Annotated in this window: 18 protein-coding genes; 4 read left to right on the forward strand and 14 right to left on the reverse strand. The window is 62.7% G+C overall.

The genetic code is table 11. The annotated features are described in order from the left end of the window. Nucleotides 1-141 precede the first annotated feature (141 nt). From AMM33_RS17620 to AMM33_RS17630, 3 genes are all read right to left on the reverse strand, one after another. A complete protein-coding gene (locus AMM33_RS17620) occupies nt 142-717 on the reverse strand; it encodes a phosphoribosyl-AMP cyclohydrolase (RefSeq protein WP_090142584.1) in 576 nt (191 codons plus the stop codon). A 117-nt stretch (nt 718-834) separates the two neighbouring features. Continuing rightward, on the reverse strand, nt 835-1,533 hold the full coding sequence (locus AMM33_RS17625; RefSeq protein ID WP_090142585.1) for a response regulator transcription factor: 699 nt from the start codon (nt 1,531-1,533) through the stop codon (nt 835-837). Then, nucleotides 1,530-3,125: a sensor histidine kinase gene (locus AMM33_RS17630; RefSeq protein WP_194945544.1), complete on the reverse strand. Its 1,596-nt coding sequence runs from the start codon at nt 3,123-3,125 to the stop codon at nt 1,530-1,532. Before AMM33_RS17630 ends, AMM33_RS17625 begins: the two co-directional genes overlap by 4 nt. A gap of 153 nt (nt 3,126-3,278) precedes the next feature. Here AMM33_RS17630 and AMM33_RS17635 point away from each other — a divergent pair, with 153 nt between their 5' ends. The 4 genes from AMM33_RS17635 to AMM33_RS17650 all read left to right on the forward strand — a co-directional run bounded on the left by AMM33_RS17635 (nt 3,279) and on the right by AMM33_RS17650 (nt 5,491). Continuing rightward, nucleotides 3,279-3,752: an Lrp/AsnC ligand binding domain-containing protein gene (locus tag AMM33_RS17635; protein WP_053173213.1), complete on the forward strand. Its 474-nt coding sequence runs from the start codon at nt 3,279-3,281 to the stop codon at nt 3,750-3,752. 64 nt (nt 3,753-3,816) lie between these two features. Beyond that, complete coding sequence (locus AMM33_RS17640) at nt 3,817-4,173, forward strand: type II toxin-antitoxin system RelE/ParE family toxin (RefSeq protein ID WP_090142587.1); 357 nt, start codon at nt 3,817-3,819, stop codon at nt 4,171-4,173. Then, the gene (locus tag AMM33_RS17645) at nt 4,163-4,486 is read left to right on the forward strand and encodes a helix-turn-helix domain-containing protein (RefSeq protein ID WP_090142588.1); all 324 of its coding nucleotides are present in this window, start codon (nt 4,163-4,165) and stop codon (nt 4,484-4,486) included. The genes AMM33_RS17640 and AMM33_RS17645 overlap by 11 nt, the downstream gene beginning before the upstream one ends. 111 nt (nt 4,487-4,597) lie before the next feature. Beyond that, nucleotides 4,598-5,491: an NAD(P)-dependent oxidoreductase gene (locus tag AMM33_RS17650; protein ID WP_090142589.1), complete on the forward strand. Its 894-nt coding sequence runs from the start codon at nt 4,598-4,600 to the stop codon at nt 5,489-5,491. On the opposite strand, the gene AMM33_RS17655 is transcribed toward AMM33_RS17650, so the two are convergent. The 11 genes from AMM33_RS17655 to AMM33_RS17705 form a co-directional block, all read right to left on the reverse strand. Next, complete coding sequence (locus AMM33_RS17655) at nt 5,481-6,854, reverse strand: leucine-rich repeat-containing protein kinase family protein (RefSeq protein WP_090142590.1); 1,374 nt, start codon at nt 6,852-6,854, stop codon at nt 5,481-5,483. The two genes, AMM33_RS17650 and AMM33_RS17655, sit on opposite strands and share 11 nt — an antisense overlap. Before the next feature lie 122 nt (nt 6,855-6,976). Beyond that, a complete protein-coding gene (gene hutG, locus AMM33_RS17660) occupies nt 6,977-7,798 on the reverse strand; it encodes an N-formylglutamate deformylase (protein ID WP_090142591.1) in 822 nt (273 codons plus the stop codon). Next, on the reverse strand, nt 7,795-9,189 hold the full coding sequence (locus tag AMM33_RS17665; RefSeq protein ID WP_090142592.1) for a formimidoylglutamate deiminase: 1,395 nt from the start codon (nt 9,187-9,189) through the stop codon (nt 7,795-7,797). Before AMM33_RS17665 ends, hutG begins: the two co-directional genes overlap by 4 nt. Further along, the gene (hutI, locus tag AMM33_RS17670; protein WP_090142593.1) at nt 9,186-10,460 is read right to left on the reverse strand and encodes an imidazolonepropionase; all 1,275 of its coding nucleotides are present in this window, start codon (nt 10,458-10,460) and stop codon (nt 9,186-9,188) included. The genes AMM33_RS17665 and hutI overlap by 4 nt, the downstream gene beginning before the upstream one ends. 2 nt (nt 10,461-10,462) lie before the next feature. Further along, the gene (locus AMM33_RS17675) at nt 10,463-11,041 is read right to left on the reverse strand and encodes a HutD/Ves family protein (protein ID WP_090142594.1); all 579 of its coding nucleotides are present in this window, start codon (nt 11,039-11,041) and stop codon (nt 10,463-10,465) included. A 188-nt stretch (nt 11,042-11,229) separates the two neighbouring features. After that, nucleotides 11,230-12,927, reverse strand: a complete 1,698-nt coding sequence (hutU, locus tag AMM33_RS17680; RefSeq protein ID WP_090142595.1) for a urocanate hydratase — start codon at nt 12,925-12,927, stop codon at nt 11,230-11,232. A gap of 41 nt (nt 12,928-12,968) precedes the next feature. Continuing rightward, on the reverse strand, nt 12,969-14,507 hold the full coding sequence (hutH, locus tag AMM33_RS17685) for a histidine ammonia-lyase (RefSeq protein ID WP_090142638.1): 1,539 nt from the start codon (nt 14,505-14,507) through the stop codon (nt 12,969-12,971). Nucleotides 14,508-14,742: 235 nt separating this feature from the next. Continuing rightward, nucleotides 14,743-15,594 (reverse strand): histidine utilization repressor, encoded by an 852-nt coding sequence (hutC, locus tag AMM33_RS17690; RefSeq protein WP_228768214.1) that lies wholly within the window; start codon nt 15,592-15,594, stop codon nt 14,743-14,745. A gap of 36 nt (nt 15,595-15,630) precedes the next feature. After that, nucleotides 15,631-16,413 carry an ABC transporter ATP-binding protein gene (locus tag AMM33_RS17695; protein WP_194944653.1) on the reverse strand — a complete coding sequence of 261 codons (783 nt, stop codon included), beginning with the start codon at nt 16,411-16,413 and terminating at the stop codon, nt 15,631-15,633. Then, on the reverse strand, nt 16,410-17,243 hold the full coding sequence (locus AMM33_RS17700; protein WP_090142596.1) for an ABC transporter permease: 834 nt from the start codon (nt 17,241-17,243) through the stop codon (nt 16,410-16,412). Before AMM33_RS17700 ends, AMM33_RS17695 begins: the two co-directional genes overlap by 4 nt. Nucleotides 17,244-17,247: 4 nt before the next feature. Further along, nucleotides 17,248-18,213 (reverse strand): ABC transporter substrate-binding protein, encoded by a 966-nt coding sequence (locus AMM33_RS17705; protein WP_090142597.1) that lies wholly within the window; start codon nt 18,211-18,213, stop codon nt 17,248-17,250. Between the last annotated feature and the right edge of the window lie 42 nt (nt 18,214-18,255).

The following is an 18,255-nucleotide window of genomic DNA, read 5'->3' on the forward strand; positions in this document are numbered from 1 at the left end:
CACTAAATATCAATCAGATTGATGAACAAAATACATATGAACAGCGATCCGAGCGACACGGGTTGACGCCGTGCCATCCGATCAGGCCATGTCCCATGGGTGGGCCCAGAAGCCACCTCGGGACATGCGCGAAAGACGCGATCACTTGCCTGGCTGAAACGGCAAGGACGAGTGGTGCAGCACGATGCGCAGCTGGCCTTTGTTGTCTTTCTTGAAGGCCCAGGTTTTGTCCACAGTGGTGACTTGGCCATCCTTGTTGGTCAGGATGACATGGCCTTGGGTCAAGGCGATGTCGCCGTTGATGAACACACCGGCATTGCGGTATTCGTATTTTTTCCAGCCTTTGAGGGCAAAGCCGCTGTCGCTGGCAAAGGTCTTGTCATCGCCCACAAAGTAGGCCAAGGCCCCGGCTTTGGTGGTGCGGAAGGTTTGCTGGCCATGGGTGAGCGTGGGCTTGAACAGCACCACACCCATGTTGTAGCCGTATGCGGCATCGAGCACTGCGTTGGCGGTGGCCTTGGCCTTGGGCAGACCGCCGCTGGCATAGTCGTCGCTGATCTGGATCAGGGCCTTGCCCCAGGCGTCCTGCGCGGCTTTCACATCGGCTTCGGTGATGTTGGTGTTGACCACGGTGGGGGTGAAGGCCATGGCCGAAGCGGACAGGGCGCTCAAAGCCAGAGCCAGCCAGGTGCGGCGGGGGGTGAAAGTTGCGTTCATGAGGTTTCTCCTGTTGTTGACGTTCAAACACTTTGTGTGGGCCTTTGATTGACCACATCGGCAGTGTGCAAGCGCCACATGAACACGAAAGTGCACGTCACATGAACGGCAGATGAATCATTCCAAGCGATACCCCAAGCCACGCACTGTGTGGATCAGGGCGCGGCCCTGCCCCTCGTCAATCTTGCTGCGCAGGCGGCGGATGTAGACATCCACCACATTGGTGAGCGGGTCCTCATGCGTGCCCCAGACATTGGCCAAAATGCGTTCTCGGCTGAACAAACGCCCGGGGTGACGCATCAGCAACTCCAGCAAAGCCAGTTCGCGGGCGGTCAGGTCCAGCGGCTTTTCGCCCCGGCGAGCGCGCATGGTGGTCAGGTCCAGCAAGAGATCGTCAACTTGCAAGGCCTCCGCTTTGAGCTGGGGTTCGCTGTGGGCACGCCGGGCCAAGGCGTCGATGCGGGCCAGCAGCTCTTCAAATGCAAAGGGCTTGGGCAGGTAATCGTCCGCCCCCAATCGCAGACCTGCCACCCGGTCTTCCACCGTGCCCAGGGCGGTGAGCATGAGGATGGGCAGGCCCACCCGGGCCGCGCGCAGGCTCTGACACACCTCCAGCCCGCTCAGGCCCGGCAGCATCACATCCAGCAGCACCACCGTGGGCGGGTCGGCGCTTTGGCGTTCGCGGTGTGCGCGCTGCGCCAGCGCCAAGCCGTCGGGGCCATTGCGGGCCACATGCACCACATGGCCTTCGGCACGCAAGCCGCGCTCCAGAAAGTCGGCCACGCGGCGGTCGTCTTCCACCACCAGAATGTTCATGCGTTTTCTCTCTGCTTCAGGGGCAGGCTCAAGCTGACGGTGGTGCCCCGTCCGGCGACCGAGGCGATGTCGAGTGTTCCACCGTGGGCCTCGGCCAGCGCAAGCGCCAAAGACAGGCCCAGGCCCACGCCATCGGCCCGATGGCGGCGTGCCTGCTCACCGCGAAAGTGCCGCTCGAACACGCGAGGCAGTTCGTCGGCCGAGATGCCAATGCCCTGGTCGACCACATGGGCGTGCCAGTCTTTCCCATCGGTCGAGGTCTGCAAGCTCACCTGAGCGCCTTCATTCGAGTAGCGGATCGCGTTGTCCAGCAGCAAGACCATCAGCTGACGCAAACGGGGGCCGTCGCACCACACGGTCAAGTCCGGCGAAGCCATGTTGTCCCACACCACCGACACCCGCCGCTGCTGGGCCAGGGCCTGCACCTGCGCAAGCGCTTCATTCACCGGCGCAGCGACAGGCAGGGCCTGGGTCTGCACCCACAAGGCATGGGCATCGCTGCGGGCCATGGTGAGCAGATCGTCAATGACTTGCCCCAGCTGGGTAGAAATTTCCACGATCCGGCGCAGGCTGTCCTGGTAGTTGTCGCTGGTCTTGGTTTTACCACGCAGCGCGATTTCGGCCTCACCGCGGATGGCGGTGGTGGGCGTGCGAAGTTCGTGGCTGATGTCGGCAAAAAGCTGGCGGCGAGACGCATCCACCTGCTGCAGAGCATGCAAAGCCTCTTGAAGCTCGGCGGTGCGGGCATTCACCTGGCGCTCCAGTTCGTGCCGGGCTTGTGTTTCGCGCTCGCGGTGTTGCTGCAACTCCACGGCCATGGTGTCGAGTGTGTGGGCCACGGCGGCAAACTCGTCGGTCCCGCGCTCGTCCATGCGGTGGTGAAGTTCTCCTCGCTGCAGGGCTTGCGCACCACTGTTCAGGTTGTTCAGCGGCCTGCGCAGTGCTTGGGCGAAATACAGCGCAAAAGTGGCGGCCAGCAGCGCAATGGCCAAAGTGGCCAGCAGCACACCCCCTGCCAGTTGCAGCAGGGCGCGGTCGGCGGCGTTGCGTTCACGCATTTCGGCAGCTTGCTCGCGCGCAATGGTTTGCCTGACGTGCTCTCGCAAATCTTGGCCTTGTGAGGTGTCGAACGTTCGTTTGAACGCATCCCAGGTGGCGGCGGGGTCGGCGTCAGCAGGCAATGGGCGCACAGTGCGCAAGGCGACATCCAGTTCGTCCACGCTGTGCCGCAGCATCGCCAGGGTGTCTTGCCGATCACGCCAGTCGCGCTGCGCACGCGCTTCGTCCGTGTCCAGAGCCAAGGCCTTTTGGGTCAAGGCTTGCAAACTGTCGAGGGTTTTGCGCATGTCGCTGATGTGTGCGTCACGCTCGGCCGGATTGGCGTTGGGCAGCAACAAGGCTTGTGAGGTCCAACTGCGCAGACGCTGCTTGCTGGCGGCCAATTGCCAATGCCCTTTGACCAGGTCACTGGCCACCCTTCCACGGGTCACTTGCGCTGAAGCCGATTCAATCGCCCACCACGCCAGTGCCCCTTGCAGCAAAGCGGCCAAGGCCAGACAAACCAGCGCCAGACTCAGACGTCGACCAAACATGCACCGATTGTGACGGGGTGGCATGCACCTACATGAACCTCAGATGAACAAAGCATGAAGAAAAACTTTTTGGCTTGGCATGTTTCGCCATCACCCGATCAATTGGGCGAATAGTTCACCAAAATCAAGGCCATCCCATAAATAATGTGAAGCATGAACCCCTCAAGCCCAGACATTGACCGCACCGACCGCCGCATCCTGGACCTGCTGCAACGCGATGGCCGCATCAGCAACCTCAAGCTCGCCGAAGGCGTGGCCCTGTCGCCCACGGCGGTGCTGGCGCGGGTGCAGCGCCTCACGCGCGAAGGGTTCATCCTGGGCTACGAGGCGCGGCTGAACCCGCTCAAACTGGGTGCGGGGATGATGGTGTTTGTGGAAATCCTGCTCGACCGGACCAGCCCCAATGTGTTCGAGCAATTCAAGGCGGCGGTGCAGGTGCGCCCCGAAATCATGGAGTGCCACATGGTGGCCGGGGGCTTTGACTACCTGCTCAAGACCCGCGCCGCCGACATGAACGCCTACCGCGAATTTGCGGGCACCGTGCTGTGGCAGCTGCCCGGCGTGCGCGAGACGCGCACCTACGCGGTGATGGAAGAGGTCAAGAACACGACGGCGCTGGCGTTGTGAGTGCCATTGAGCCACCCCAATTACCTCACCTGGTGCTACACTTTAAGCAGGGAGCGGACACCAAATGACACGTACTTTCAAGACGGCATGGTTTCACAAACAAGCACGCAAGGCCAAAATTTCAGATGCGCAATTGTGCAAAGCTGTGACACAGATCGGCCAAGGTCAAATGGTCGATTTGGGTGGTGGTGTTTACAAAAAACGATTGGATGAAAACCGACATCGCTCCATCATCTTGGCGCACAGTGGGCACTTTTGGATTTATGAGTTTCTGTTTGCCAAGAAAGACAAAGACAACATTGATGAAAGTGAGCTGATGGCTTTTCGCACACTGGTCAAAGCCTACAAAGGACTGACCTCAACGCAGGTTCAGCAATTGCTGGATGAAGGTGATTTTCTGGAGATATGTCATGACGCCTAAACCCAAATACAAAAGCGATGCACTGCAGGCAGCCCACGCATCGGCCAAAGCCTTGCTCAAAGTCGGCGGGATCGACAAGGCCACCATGCGTCAATTTGATGCTTCTTGCTTGGTCACGCCCCCCTTGCTGGCACCCGATCAAATCAAACAATTGCGTGAGCGTGAGCATGTGAGTCAACCGGTCTTCGCCCTGTACCTCAACACCAGTGAATCCACGATTCAAAAGTGGGAAACCGGCAACAAGCAGCCCAGCGGCATGGCCTTGAAGCTGCTGGACATTGTGCAAAAACACGGATTGCAAGTGCTGACCTGAACGCTTGATTTCAGGCGCACTGAGGGCCGTCCCCGGCTGCACAGGCGACAGCCCCATCTTGCGCATTCTTCCAGAATGGTTGTCTCTATTCACCACACACCAGAGACTCATATGCAACACATCGGATTTGTCGGCGCTTCGGGTTTGATGGGCCATGGCATGGCCAAAAACATCCGGGCCAAGGGGTTTGATTTGTCGATTTCGGTGCACCAGCGCACCGCGCCCGTGCAGGACTTGTTGGCCGCAGGTGCCCGCCAGGTGGGCGGTTACGCCGACTTGGCGGCATGCGATGCGGTGCTCATTTGTGTGACCGGCTCGCCCCAGGTCGAGGCGGTGGTGGCTGGTCCGGGGGGCATTTTGTCCAAGGCGCGCGCGGGCCTGATCGTCATCGACACGTCCACCAGCGAGCCCGAGTCCACCCGCCGCCTGGCCGCGCTGTGCGCCGCGCAAGGCGTGATTTATGTGGACGCGCCGCTCACACGCACGCCCATCGAAGCCGAGGCGGGCAAGCTCAACTCCATGGTGGGCGCGTCGCCCGAGGTGTTCGCCCGCATTGAGCCTGTGATTCGCGCCTACAGCGAAAACGTGTTCCATGTGGGTGAGATGGGCGCAGGCCATGTCATCAAGTTGCTCAACAATTTTGTGGCGCAGGCCATTTGCACCGCCACAGCAGAGGCCTTTGCGGTGGGGGCCAAGGCGGGCGTGGACCTGAACCAATTGGTGCAGGTCATCTCGGCCGGCGGCGTCAATTCGGGCCTGTTCCAGCTGATGAGCAAAACCCTGCAGGGCGACTACGGCGCGATGAAGTTCGAGCTGAACAACGCGGCCAAGGATTTGCGTTACTACTCGCACCTGACCGAGAGCGTAAAAGTGCCCTCGATGATTGGCACCAGCGTGCACCAGGCCCTGAACACGGCCGTGGCTTTGGGCTATGGCAGTGAGATGGTGCCCTCGCTGGTCAAGGCGCAGGCCCAGCTCAACCAAGTCACGATCGTCAAGGCTTGAGGGTTTGGAGGGCTTGCGCCACCTCCACCGCAGTGGGCCGATGGCGCGGCTGATCTGACAGGCAGGCACGGGCCAGTGATTGCAGGGTTTGGACGGCTGCGTCGGCTGATGAATCGTCTGCTGTTGAGGACGTGCCTGCCTCGTGATGCCAAGGTGTGATGGCAGTGGCTGGCGATGGGGGCTGCGCCGCAAGGGCCAATTCTTCCAGCAAACACCCCAAAGCCCGCACCTCCAGCGACAGCAGGCTTTGTTGCAGCTCTTTCTGGTCCCTGGGCAATCGCGTGGCCGCGCCAAAGTCACCCAAGCGGGCTTGTCCGTGCACCGGGTCCATCAGGATGTTGTGCGCATACAGGTCGCCGTGCATCACGCCACGCTGGTGCAGGTGCGCCAGCGCATGGGCCACATCGTGGGCAATGCCCAAGGCCAAAGCGGATGTGAGTTGAAAGCCCGGCGGGTACACATCGCGGCTGCAGCTTTGCAAGCTGGGCGGCCCCGCCAGATTGATGTGTGCGGCGGGAATCAGCGGCATCAGCAAACCCCGGGCTTGCGTGGGGTGGTCCGTGAGCCGTGCCACCGGCGTGGTCAGGCTCGGGTGCTGGCCCGCTGCCAGACAGGCTGCCAGTTCGTCTTCGGGCAGGCCGTCGCTGGTCACCGCCCCTTTGAACAGCTTGAGCGCCAAGGGTTGCGGCCAGCCCGTGGTCAGCACTTGGTAGATGTGGCCCGAAGCGCCCTCGCCCAGCAACTCGCCCGGCGTCAATGCAGCCCAAGGCACTGTTGGCAAGTCGGGCACCCCCGGCAATGTCCAGCCCATGGCGTTGCCCGCCAGTGCCAACCAGGCCAGGCGGGGTAGTTCGACCAGCCAGCCGGGTACGCGTTCCAGACGGTTGGCCGAAACGCGCAGCAACTCCAGTTTTTGAGCTGCCTGCAGGCTATCGGGCAGCGCGGTGAGTTGGTTGCCCGCCAGCATCAGCTTTTGCAAAGCCGGGCGTTGGCCCAATTCGCTGGGCAACTGGCCGATGGCGTTGTCCGTCAGGGTCAGCCAGCGCAAAGCGGGCGGCAGCGCGGCGGCATGCACTTGTGCAATGCGGTTGGCCTTGAAGCCGACCATGTGCAAAGCCGGGCAATCGCCCAGCACTTCGGGCAGCGCGGTGAAGTCATTGTCTGACGCAAACAGCACCTGCAGCTTGTGCAATTGGCTCAGCTGGTGTGGCAAATCGCGCAGGCGGTTGCCGCTCAGGTTGAGCACCTCCAGCGTGTCGGCCAAGGCAAAAACCTCGTCCGGCACTTCGGTCAGGCCACAAGACAGATCGAGGCGACGCGTGCCCGCCAGTGCGCCGCTGCGCAGTTGTTCAAGGGTGTGCATGCCGGAAAGTGTGTTTGGTGTGTGTCGTCACAAGGGGCTAGATTGTGACTTGAGAGCGCTTGACGCTCTGGTCGGGTGAAACCACCGCCGGACTCTTCGAGTACCGACCTACGGGGAGGTGGTCATGCGGAGGTGGTTTCCACAAAAGCCAGCACAGCCCCCAGCATGCGCCGCACATGCGGCTGCACACCAGCCGCCACCTCGGGCAAGTAGTCAAAGGGCCAGCTTTCCTGCATGTAACTGCACTGGGTCATTTCCAGTTGCACGGCGTGAATGCCCTGCGCCGGATTGCCGTATTGGCGCGTGATGTGCCCTCCCTTGAAGCGGCCATTGAGAACGGCGGTGTAACCCTGTGCCGCCTGACCGATCGCCAGCAGCTGCTCGGCCAGCACAGGAGAGCAGCTGGCGCCGTCTGCGGTGCCCAGATTCAGGTCGGGCAAGCGGCCTGCAAAAAAACGCGGAACGACCGAGCGGATCGAGTGCGCATCCCACAAGGCAGCCACGCCGTGCTGGGCTTTGATGCGGGCCAACTCTTGGGCCAGTTGCGTGTGGTAAGGCTGCCAGATGGCTTCGCGGCGCTCGGTGATTTCAGCTTCGCCCGGCACATCAGCCGGGTCGCGATACAGCGCTTGGTCGTCGAACAAGTCCACCGGGCACAGGCCCGTCACGCTTTGCCCGGGGTACAGGCTGGCCCCGTCTGGCGGCCGGTTCAGGTCGATCACAAAGCGCGAATGCGTGGCCACCAGCACCGAGGCCCCCAGCGCGTCGGCAAAGTCGTACAGGCGCTCCAGATGCCAATCGGTGTCGGGCACACGCCGGGCTTCGTCGGTCAAGCGTGCGGCCAGCGCAGGCGGCACATGTGTGCCCACATGCGGCATGGAAATCAGCAAAGGGCGTGTGCCCTGGCGAAAGTGGAAAGCAGGCTCGGTGGTCTGAAAGCTCATGGCGTCTTCTCCAGCAGTTGTTGACGAGCGGCCACCAGGTCATTCAGGGCCGTGTCGTACAAAACATGGCGGCCCGATTGCACCTGTACACGGCCCGCCACCCACACCTGTTGCAAGGCCGATTGGCGGTGGCTGGCGAACACATGGGCCGACAGCATGGCCTCGGGCGTGGGCAGATCACGCAGCAGGGGGTGTTGCGCATCGAGCGCCACCATGTCAGCTTGCTGGCCCATGGCTAACCCGGCCACCGGTCGCGCACTGGCCTGCGCGCCACCTGCCACAGCCGACAGTGTCATCGATGTGGCGACCGAGGGCTGTGCCACACTGGCCAGTACATTGCGCTGGCGTGTGGCCAGGCGCTGGCTGTATTCGAGCAGCATCAGCTCCTCGGCGGCATTGACGCAAGCGTGGCTGTCCGAGCCCACGCCCCAGCGCCCACCAGCTTGCAGCCAGGTAGGCGCATCAAAAATGCCATCGCCCAGATTCGCTTCGGTGCTGGGGCACAGGCCCGCCACCGCGCCCGTGCGGGCGGCGCGGGTGCTTTCCTCGGCACTCATGTGGGTGGCGTGTACCAGGCACCAGCGGGCATCCACGGGTGCGTGGTCGAGCAGCCACTGCACCGGGCGCTGGCCGCTCCAGGCTAGGCAGGCATCGACCTCGGCGGTTTGCTCGGCAATGTGGATGTGCACCGGGGCTGTGGTGTCCAGGGCGTGCAAACCGGCCAGGGCTTCGCGCAAGCTGTCTGGCGGCACGGCGCGCAAAGAATGGGGTGCCAAGCCCAAGCGCGCACCCTGTGCTTCACACAAGGGTTTGAGCTTTTGCAGCAAGGCCAGCATGTTGTCGGTCGAGCGGATGAAGCGCCGCTGGCCCTCGCTGGGCGGGGCCGCGCCAAAACCACTGGTCTGGTACAGCACAGGCAACAAAGTCAGGCCCATGCCTGTGCGGGCAGCGGCTCGCAGCAAACACATCGACAAGGACGCATCGTCGGTATAAGGACGGCCATCTTGGTCGTGGTGAACGTAATGGAATTCGCACACGCTGGTGTAACCGGCCTCCAGCATCTCGACATACAAACCCGTGGCAATGGCTTCCAGTTGTTCGGGGGTGATGGCCGCCGCAAACCGGTACATCAGGCTGCGCCAGCTCCAAAAGCTGTCTTGCGTGGCCCCCCGGTATTCGGTCAGACCGCCAAACGCCCTTTGAAACGCGTGCGAATGCAAATTGGGCATACCGGGCAAGACGGGGCCTGCGATGCGAGAGGTGCCTGCCGGACAAGTAGCCTGCGCCTTCACACCCGTGATCACACCTAGGGCGTTCCACGACAACAGCACATCGCGCGCCCACCCCGTGGGCAACAAGGCGTGTTCGGCAAACAGGCTGCGATCGTTCATGTCGCACTCCGCTGCACGCTCATGCCGTCGACTGCCAAACGGCCCTGGCGCACCACGCTGCAGGCCGGGCGTTGGCCCAGCCAATAGGCCAGCTCGGCCACATCGCCCAAAGGCCAAAGCACGAAATTGGCGGGGCAGCCGACAGCTATTCGTCCATGAGTGGCCTGCAGGCCCAGTGCCTGCGCCGCATGGCGTGTCACGCCCGCCAGCGCTTCGGGCACCGTCAAGCGGAACAAAGTGCAGGCCATGTTCATCATCAGCAGCAAACTCAAAGCAGGCGAGGTACCCGGGTTGTGGTCGGTGGACACGGCCATGGGCACGCCAGCAGCACGCAGCGCTGCAAGGGGCGGCATGTGCGTGTCACGCAGGGTGAAGTAAGCGCCGGGCAAGAGCACCGCCACCGTGCCCGCTTGCCGCATGGCGGCGATGCCCTCTGCGCTCAGGTGTTCGATGTGGTCACACGACAGCGCCCCGAAGCGTGCCGCTAGCGCCGAGCCACCCATGTCCGACAGCTGCTCGGCATGCAGCTTGACCGGCAAGCCCAGCGCTTGCGCGGCCTGGAAGACTTGCTCGGTCTGCGCCAGCGTGAAGCCAATGGTTTCGCAAAACACATCCACCGCGTCCACCAAGCCTTCGGCAGCGAGCGTCGGCATCATCTCTTCACACACCAGACGGATGTAGTCGTCGCTGCGCCCGGCGTATTCGGGAGGCAGCGCATGGGCGCCCAAAAACGTGGTGCGCACCGTGACGCCAAACACCTCGCCCAAACGCCGGGCCACTTTCAGTTGTTTGCGTTCGTGTTCCAGACTCAGGCCATAGCCTGATTTGATCTCGATGGCGCACACACCTTCGGCCAGCAAAGCCTGCAAACGCGGCACGGCCGCGTCGAACAAGTCGTCTTCGCTTGCCTGGCGAGTGGCCTTGACGCTGGACACAATGCCGCCCCCCGCACGCGCCACCTCTTCGTAACTGGCTCCGGCCAGGCGCATGGCAAATTCGTTGGCGCGTTGGCCGCCGTACACCAGGTGCGTGTGGCAGTCGACCAGGCCGGGCGTGACCAAGGCGCCTTGGCCGTCGTGTGAGGGCAGTGGCCGGTAAGTGTCTGGCAAATCGGCGTGCGCACCCACCCAGGCGATGGCCCCTTGCGCGACCACGATGGCCGCATCTGGCACGGCTGGTGTACCTGCACGCAAGGCCTCAGGGGCCAGTTGCAGGTGGTGCCAAACGCCGTCGGCGCAGGGCCATGAATCAGGGGACAGTGAAGGGCTCATGTTCAGTGAAAGTGAAGTGTCAAGGCCAGCAGTGCCGGATCATCGCCTTGTGGTTGCAAGCGCCACGCTGGACAAACTTCAGTCCACCACAGGCCTTGCTGTGGCGTGAGCGTTTGCGCATGCTCGCCTTCAAGTTGCCAGAGCCCTTGCACCGCCATGAACAAGCCCTGCGATGCGACAGGCCAATCGCAGGCACTGCGCAACACCTGCAGCGAAGCGCTGCACGCGCTGCGCCGGGTCATGACGTTGAAATCGTGACAGTCGCCAGCCAGCAAACGGGCATGGATGGGCACCTCGCCCGCAAACGCAAAGGGCGCCAGCGGTACATCCAGCCGGAGATCCACCTGTCCATCGTCGCTTTGCAAATGAACGCCCCCGCCGCTGAGCAAAGTGATGACCCGGTCCACGCCCGGAAACGCCGAAAACGGCCCATCGTTGGCGATGTGCGCAATGCTCACGCGGCAGTCAAAATCGTTCATGCCAGTACCGGGTGGAAGGCAGACGATCTCGCGTGTGACGCCGCCGCCGTTCTTCCAGGGCATGGCCGGTAAATCCGTAACGGTGAATCTGTGCAGTGTCATATGAAGTTTGAATAGCCCCTGTGTTCTTCAGCCACGCGTTGATTTGTAGGAGCCCAGCCTGTGGGCGATGGTTTGCAGGGCAAAGATGAGGGCGTGTGCCACGCCCATCGCCCACAGGGGGGGCTCCTACAAAAAATCCATCACTTGGCTGTTGCGCAAGACTTTATGGGGCCGGATCAATAAGCACATCACTTGATCATGGGCAGCTTGAGCCCCTGCTTTTTGGCGGTGGCCACAGCCAGCTCGTAACCCGCATCGGCGTGGCGCATCACGCCTGAGGCGCTGTCGTTGACCAGCACACGCGCCAGGCGCTCGGCCGCCGCGTCGGTGCCGTCGGCCACGATGACCATGCCCGAGTGTTGTGAATAGCCCATGCCCACGCCGCCGCCGTGGTGCAGGCTGACCCAGCTGGCGCCGCCTGCGGTGTTGAGCAAAGCGTTCAGCAGCGGCCAGTCGCTCACGGCGTCGGTCCCGTCTTTCATGGCTTCGGTCTCGCGGTTGGGGCTGGCCACCGAGCCAGTGTCCAGGTGGTCGCGCCCGATCACGATGGGGGCTTTGAGTTCGCCCGTGCGAACCATCTCGTTGAAGGCCAGACCTGCCAGGTGCCGCTCGCCCAAGCCCAGCCAGCAGATGCGTGCAGGCAGGCCCTGAAAGCTGATGCGTTCACGCGCCATGTCGAGCCAGCGGTGGGTGTGCGTGTTGTTCGGGAACAGTTCCTTGATCTTGGCGTCGGTTTTGTAGATGTCTTCGGGGTCACCCGACAAGGCCACCCAGCGGAACGGGCCCTTGCCTTCGCAGAACATGGGGCGGATGTAGGCGGGCACAAAGCCAGGGAAATCAAACGCGTTGCTCACGCCATGGTCAAAGGCCACCTGGCGGATGTTATTGCCGTAATCCACGGTGGGGATGCCCATGGCCTGGAAGTCCAGCATGGCTTGCACCTGGGTGGCGCAGCCTTGTGCAGCTTCGGCCTTCAGGCGGGCGTGTTGTGTGGGGTCGTGTTGGGCGGCTTTCCATTGCGCCACGGTCCAGCCCGGGGGCAGGTAGCCGTTGATCAGGTCGTGCGCCGAGGTCTGGTCGGTCACCAGATCGGGGCGCATGCCACCTGCTTTGGCCCGACGCACCAGCTCGGGCAGGATGTCTGCCGCGTTGCCCAGCAAGGCAATCGAGATCGCCTCTTTGGCTGCGGTGTGGTGTGCGATCAAGGCCAGGGCATCGTCCAGGTCTTTGGCCTGTTTGTCCACATAGCGGGTGCGCAAACGGAAGTCGATGCTGCTTTGCTGGCATTCGATGTTGAGCGAACAGGCCCCGGCCAGCGTGGCGGCCAAAGGCTGTGCCCCGCCCATGCCACCCAAACCAGCCGTCAAAATCCAGCGGCCGGTCCAGTCGTTGTTGTAATGCTGGCGACCGGCTTCCACAAAGGTCTCGAACGTGCCTTGCACGATGCCTTGGGTGCCGATGTAAATCCAAGAGCCCGCCGTCATTTGCCCGTACATGAACAGGCCCTTGCGGTCGAGTTCGTTGAAGTGTTCCCAATTGGCCCATTTGGGTACGAGGTTGGAGTTGGCAATCAGCACACGCGGCGCATTGGCGTGCGTCTTGAACACGCCCACCGGTTTGCCCGATTGAATGAGCAAGGACTCGTCTTCGTTCAGGTCCTTGAGAGAAGCCAGGATTTGGTCAAAGCAGGCCCAGTCGCGGGCGGCGCGGCCAATGCCGCCGTACACCACCAGGCTTTGCGGGTTCTCGGCCACCTCGGCGTCCAGGTTGTTCTGGACCATGCGGTAAGCGGCTTCGGTGACCCAGTTCTTGCAAGTGAGCGTGCTGCCACGCGGCGCACGCACCACGCGGGTCGGGTCCAGGCGGGGGTCGATGGAGGGGGTCATGGGGTCTCCTTGAGGATGAGCAATGGATACATAAAAGGCGTTCAGCGCAGGCCGGGCAAATCAAGGCCCGAGCCGCATTGCAGCAAGCCACCGCTTTTGACCATGTCGATGGCCACTTGCATGTCGGGCTGGATGTGGCGGTCGTCGCTCAGGTGCGCTACGCGTGTGCGCAGCAATGCCATGGCGCTGGCCAAGGGCGCACTGGTGTGCAGCGGCGCATGAAAGTCACAGCCCTGGGCCGCAGCCATCCATTCGATGCCGATCACCGCCATGGCGTTGTCGGCCATGGGCAGCAGGCGGCGTGCACCGTGCGCGGCCATGGACACATGGTCTTCCTGGTTGGCCGAGGTGGGGATGGAATCGACACTGGCCGGGTAGGCGCGTTGCTTGTTTTCTGACACCAACGCCGCCGCTGTGACCTGCGGGATCATGAAGCCCGAATTGAGCCCCGGCTTGGGTGTGAGGAATGCGGGCAGCCCCGACAGCGCCGGGTCCACCAGCATGGCGATGCGCCGCTCGGCCAAAGAGCCGATTTCGCAAATGGCCATGGCGATCATGTCGGCGGCAAAGGCCACCGGCTCGGCGTGGAAGTTGCCGCCGGACAGCGATTCGTCGGTGTCGCTGAAGATCAGCGGGTTGTCAGACACGCCATTGGCCTCGGTCTCCAGCAACTGGGCGGCGTTGTGCAGCACATCGAAACACGCGCCCATGACCTGCGGCTGGCAGCGCAGGCAATACGGGTCTTGCACGCGCTCGTCCCCCTGCAAATGCGAGGCGCGGATGGCGCTGCCGCTGAGCAACTGGCGCAAGGCCTCTGCGGTGGCGATTTGCCCCCGGTGCTTGCGCAGGCGGTGGATGCGGGCATCAAAAGGCGCGTCCGATCCTTTGGCCGCATCGGTGGCCAAAGCACCGGTGAGCAGCGCCGACTGGAACAGGCGCTCGGCCTCGAACAAACCGGCCAATGCGTTGGCGGTGGAAAACTGCGTGCCATTGAGCAGGGCCAGCCCTTCTTTGGGCCCCAGCGTCACCGGGGTCAGGCCCACGCTGGCCAGCGCCTGTTGGGCGGGCATGCGGCCTTGGGGCGTGTCGGCATCGCCCACGCCGATCATCACGGCGGTCATGTGCGCCAGCGGTGCCAGATCGCCCGAGGCCCCAACCGAGCCTTGCCCGGGCACCACCGGGATGATGCCCTTGGCCAGCATGGCCTCCAGCAACGCCAGCGTGGCCGGGCGAATGCCCGAAGCGCCTTGGGCCAGACTGGCAATTTTGAGCGCCATCATCAAACGGGTGATGGCCACCGGCGTGGCTTCGCCCACACCCGCCGCATGCGAGAGCACGATGTTGCGTTGCAGGGTTTCCAAGTCTTCGGCCGGAATGCGCACACTGGCCAGCTTGCCAAAGCCGGTGTTGATGCCGTACACCGGCTCGCCCTTGGCCACGATGCGGGCCACGCTGTCGGCACTGGCTTGAATCGCCGTGGCGCAAGCCGTGTCCAGCACGGGCGTAGCGCCCCGGTAAATGGCGCACCAATCGGCCAAAGGCACCTGGCCGGGAATGAGGTTCAAAAATGTGTGTGTCATGTGCTGGGTGCTGAAGGGATGGGTCATGACCAGCTTATTCAGCCAGCCTGTTGAAGTCTTGAGCGAAAGGCCTGTCGCAGGAGTCTTGTTGTAGGAGCCCACCCTGTGGGCGATGGGCGTGGCACACGCCCCCTGAAACCATCGCCCACGGGGTGGGCTCCTACAGGGGAGGCTACTCGGGTGAAACGGGGGAGAAAACGCGCAAACATCAAAGGCCTTATGAATCGTGCAGGCATCAGGTCGACATCGGGTTGCCACTGGCGCTGTAACGGCTGCCCAGGCGGTAGCGGCTGGCCGGGTGCAGGCAGCGCACCAAGGTCACCGGCACGCCTTGCGTCCAGGTGCGGCGCGTGAGCAGCAAGCAGGGCTCAGCCGCATCCATCTGCAGGCGCTGCGCTTGCTCGGGCGTGGGCAGCACCGCATCGACCACATGTTCGATTTCGTCAAACGGCACGGTGCGCACCAAAAACTCGGACGGCTGCTGCTGCGTGAAATCTTGCTGCGCAAAGTCGGGCACCACCTGCGGGTTGACAAAGCGGTCTTCGAGCTGAATGGGCACACCATCTTCCAGGTGCACACACACCGAATGGAACACCGACTCGCCGGTGCGCACATTCAGGGCGGCGGCCACTTCCAGGGTGGCGGCCACACGTTCGACCACCAGCATTTGGCAGGCGTAGTCGTGGCCGCGTTGGCGAATTTCGCTGGCCAGGTTGACGATTTGCAGCAAGTTGGACTGCGGTTTTTGTTCGGCCACAAAACTGCCCACACCGGCCACGCGCACGATGCGCCCCTGCGTCACCAACTCGCGCAAGGCCCGGTTGACGGTCATGCGCGAGATGCCAAACTGCGCCACCAGTTCGTGCTCGGACGGCAGGCGGTCACCCGCACGCAGTGTGCCGTCCTGAATCTGGCGGGCAATGTGGTCCTTGACCTGCTGGAACAAGGCCACATCGCCCGAGGCCGGCCGCGCCGCACGCGCTTTGTGCGGGCGGTGGGCGTTGGCCTTTTCGTTGGCCGTGTCAGTGGCCTTGTCAGTCACCATGTGTGCGGCCAACTGGGCGGGAGAAGGATCAAGGCGGGTCATGAAGGGCGTCGGTTTCAAAGCAACGTGAAAGCCGACTCAGTGCAGATCGGTGGCCATGGCTTCGGCACGAATTTCTTCGGTCAGCCGCGCCTTGAGGGCCATGAACTCGGGCGAGGTCTTGATCGTGTAATGCCGGGGGTGCGGAAAGTCCACCGCCAGCTCGGTCTTGATGCGGCCGGGCCGGGCGCTGAACACCGCCACGCGGTTGGCCATGAAGATGGCTTCGTCGATGTCGTGCGTGACGAACAGCACGGTTTTTTGCGCCGACTCCCAAATGCCCAAGAGCAGCTCTTGCATCAACACGCGGGTCTGGTTGTCCAGGGCGCCAAAGGGCTCGTCGAGCAACAAAATTTTGGGGTCGTTGGCCAGCGCCCGTGCAATCGCGGTGCGCTGCTGCATGCCACCCGAAAGTTGCTTGGGAAAGTGCTGCTCAAACCCTCGCAAGCCCACTTTGGCGATGAAGTAGTCGGCCCGCTCTTTTTGCTCGCGCTCGGGCATGCCGCGTTCGCGCAGGCCAAAGCGGATGTTTTGCTCGATGGTCAGCCACGGAAACAGCGTGTAGCTCTGAAACACCATGCCCCGGTCGGCCCCCGGGCCTTGTACCGGTGCACCGTCCAGCAGCACCTGCCCGGTGGTGGGCTGGTCCAGCCCCGCCACGATGCGCAGCAAGGTCGATTTGCCGCAGCCCGATGGCCCGAGGATGGTGACGAAATCGTTTTCGCGCACCTCAAAATCCACCGGCGTGAGCGCCTGGGTTGTTTGGCCTTTGGGCGAAGTGAAGACGCGCGAGACGCCTTGAATGGACAGTTGGCTGCTCACAGTGAACTCCAGGCAAACAGGCGGCGGTTGAGCGCCTTGAACGCAAAGTCAGACACCAGCCCAATGAGGCCGATGACGATGATGCCGAAGATGATCTGCCCCGTATTCAAGAGCGCCTGGCTGTCGGTGATCATGTGGCCAATGCCCGAGGACGAGCCGATCAACTCGGCCACGATCACATAGGTCCAGGCCCAGCCCAGCACCAGTCGCAAAATTTCAGCGATCTCGGGCGCAGCACCCGGAATCAACACACGCTTGACGATGCCCGCCGGATTGGCCCCCAAGGTGTAGGCGGCTTCGACCAGGTCACGCCGGGCCGCGCCCACACACACCGCCACCATCAGCACGATCTGGAAGACCGAGCCGATGAAGATCACCAGCACTTTTTGCAACTCGCCAATGCCCGCCCAAAGGATCAACAAAGGAATAAAGGCCGACGCAGGCAAATAGCGGCAAAACGACACAAAGGGTTCGAGGAAGGCCTCCACCCCTTTGTGCGCCCCCATCGCAATGCCCAGCGGCACGGCGATCAGGCTGGCCAAAATGAAGCCGGCCAGCACGCGCCAGATCGTCATGCCGATGTCGAACATGAAGTTGAATTCGGTGAACAAAAGCACCGCCTCTTGCACCATGGTCACCGGGCTGGCCAAAAAGGTGGGCGACACATAACCGCCCAGCGTGAAAAACGCCCAGACGGCAAAGAACAGGATGAAAAAACCAATGCCCAGCACCCACCGCGACTGCGCACGCACCGGCTCCAGCGGGGCCAGTGCGCGGCGGCGTGGCCGCACGGTGGTCGGGCGTGTCGAAGTCGGGTGTGTGGTGGCCATGGCTTTACTTGATGAAGCTGGTGTCAAACATGGCGTTGAAGTCGGTCGGTGCTTTGCGGATCACACCGGCCTCCAGCAAGATGGTGGCAGCGTCTTTCATGAAGCTTTGCAGCTCGCCTGCAAAAAACTTCTGGTTGGCGGCTTTGTCTTGCCAGCGCAGGAAAGCCGAGGACTTGGCAAAGGCCTCGCCGGTTTGCTTGACGGCCGCGCCCATGATCTCGTTGGACTTGGCCGGGTCGGCCTTGATCATCTCCAGCGCGTCAAAGTAAGCATTGGCAAGGCTTTGTGCGGCCTTGGGGTTGGCCTTGAGCCACTCGGGGGCGCAGCCCACGGTGTCCATGACCATGGGGTAGTCGAGTGTGGTGGCCAAAATCTTGCCCGCCTGCGGGTTGGCACGCACGGTGGACAGGTAGGGCTCGTAGGTCATGGCGGCGTCGTTTTGACCGGCCACAAAGGACTGTGCGGCTGCCTGGGGTGACAAGGTGCTGAGCTTGACGTCTTTCAGGCTCATGCCGTTTTTGCTCAGCATCCAGGCCAGGCCAAAGAAAGGCGCGGTGCCGGGGGCGTCCACGCCAATGGTCTTGCCCTTGAGGTCGGCAAAGTTGTTGATGTTGCCGCGCACCGCGATGCCGTCCGCACCAAAGGACTTGTCCATCTGGAAAATCTGCACGATGGGCACGCCATTGGTGTTCCAGGCCACATGCGTTTCCACCGTGGTGGCCGCGCACTGAATGGCCTTGGAAGCCAGGGCCAGGTGGCGGTCTTTCTGGGGGATCATTTTCAGCTCCACATCCAGGCCGTGTTTCTTGAACAAACCGGCCTTGTCGGCCAGGGTCAGCGGGGCAAAGCCGGTCCAGCCGGACATGCCCAAAGCGAGCTTGACCTCTTGGGCCTGGGCGGGGACCGCCAACGTGGCGGCGAAGGCACCGGCCAGGATCAGCGATGCGAATTTGACAGGGGATTTGCGCATGAAGGAACTCCTTGTGTTGACCACGACCAGCAGGTTTGAAGC

It is taken from the genome of Limnohabitans sp. DM1, from assembly GCF_001269385.1.
Lineage (GTDB): Bacteria > Pseudomonadota > Gammaproteobacteria > Burkholderiales > Burkholderiaceae_C > Limnohabitans_A.

Coding starts and splice junctions, on each gene's coding strand:
- hutC (WP_228768214.1), bottom strand. CDS start 15,594: ATGACCCGCCTTGATCCTTCTCCCGCCCAGTTGGCCGCACACATGGTG.
- AMM33_RS17675 (WP_090142594.1), bottom strand. CDS start 11,041: ATGACACTGCACAGATTCACCGTTACGGATTTACCGGCCATGCCCTGG.
- hutI (WP_090142593.1), bottom strand. CDS start 10,460: ATGAGCCCTTCACTGTCCCCTGATTCATGGCCCTGCGCCGACGGCGTT.
- hutU (WP_090142595.1), bottom strand. CDS start 12,927: ATGACCCCCTCCATCGACCCCCGCCTGGACCCGACCCGCGTGGTGCGT.
- AMM33_RS17640 (WP_090142587.1), top strand. CDS start 3,817: ATGACACGTACTTTCAAGACGGCATGGTTTCACAAACAAGCACGCAAG.
- AMM33_RS17630 (WP_194945544.1), bottom strand. CDS start 3,125: ATGTTTGGTCGACGTCTGAGTCTGGCGCTGGTTTGTCTGGCCTTGGCC.
- AMM33_RS17655 (WP_090142590.1), bottom strand. CDS start 6,854: ATGCACACCCTTGAACAACTGCGCAGCGGCGCACTGGCGGGCACGCGT.
- AMM33_RS17620 (WP_090142584.1), bottom strand. CDS start 717: ATGAACGCAACTTTCACCCCCCGCCGCACCTGGCTGGCTCTGGCTTTG.
- hutG (WP_090142591.1), bottom strand. CDS start 7,798: ATGAGCTTTCAGACCACCGAGCCTGCTTTCCACTTTCGCCAGGGCACA.
- AMM33_RS17705 (WP_090142597.1), bottom strand. CDS start 18,213: ATGCGCAAATCCCCTGTCAAATTCGCATCGCTGATCCTGGCCGGTGCC.
- AMM33_RS17625 (WP_090142585.1), bottom strand. CDS start 1,533: ATGAACATTCTGGTGGTGGAAGACGACCGCCGCGTGGCCGACTTTCTG.
- AMM33_RS17645 (WP_090142588.1), top strand. CDS start 4,163: ATGACGCCTAAACCCAAATACAAAAGCGATGCACTGCAGGCAGCCCAC.
- AMM33_RS17650 (WP_090142589.1), top strand. CDS start 4,598: ATGCAACACATCGGATTTGTCGGCGCTTCGGGTTTGATGGGCCATGGC.
- AMM33_RS17635 (WP_053173213.1), top strand. CDS start 3,279: ATGAACCCCTCAAGCCCAGACATTGACCGCACCGACCGCCGCATCCTG.
- hutH (WP_090142638.1), bottom strand. CDS start 14,507: ATGACACACACATTTTTGAACCTCATTCCCGGCCAGGTGCCTTTGGCC.
- AMM33_RS17665 (WP_090142592.1), bottom strand. CDS start 9,189: ATGAACGATCGCAGCCTGTTTGCCGAACACGCCTTGTTGCCCACGGGG.
- AMM33_RS17700 (WP_090142596.1), bottom strand. CDS start 17,243: ATGGCCACCACACACCCGACTTCGACACGCCCGACCACCGTGCGGCCA.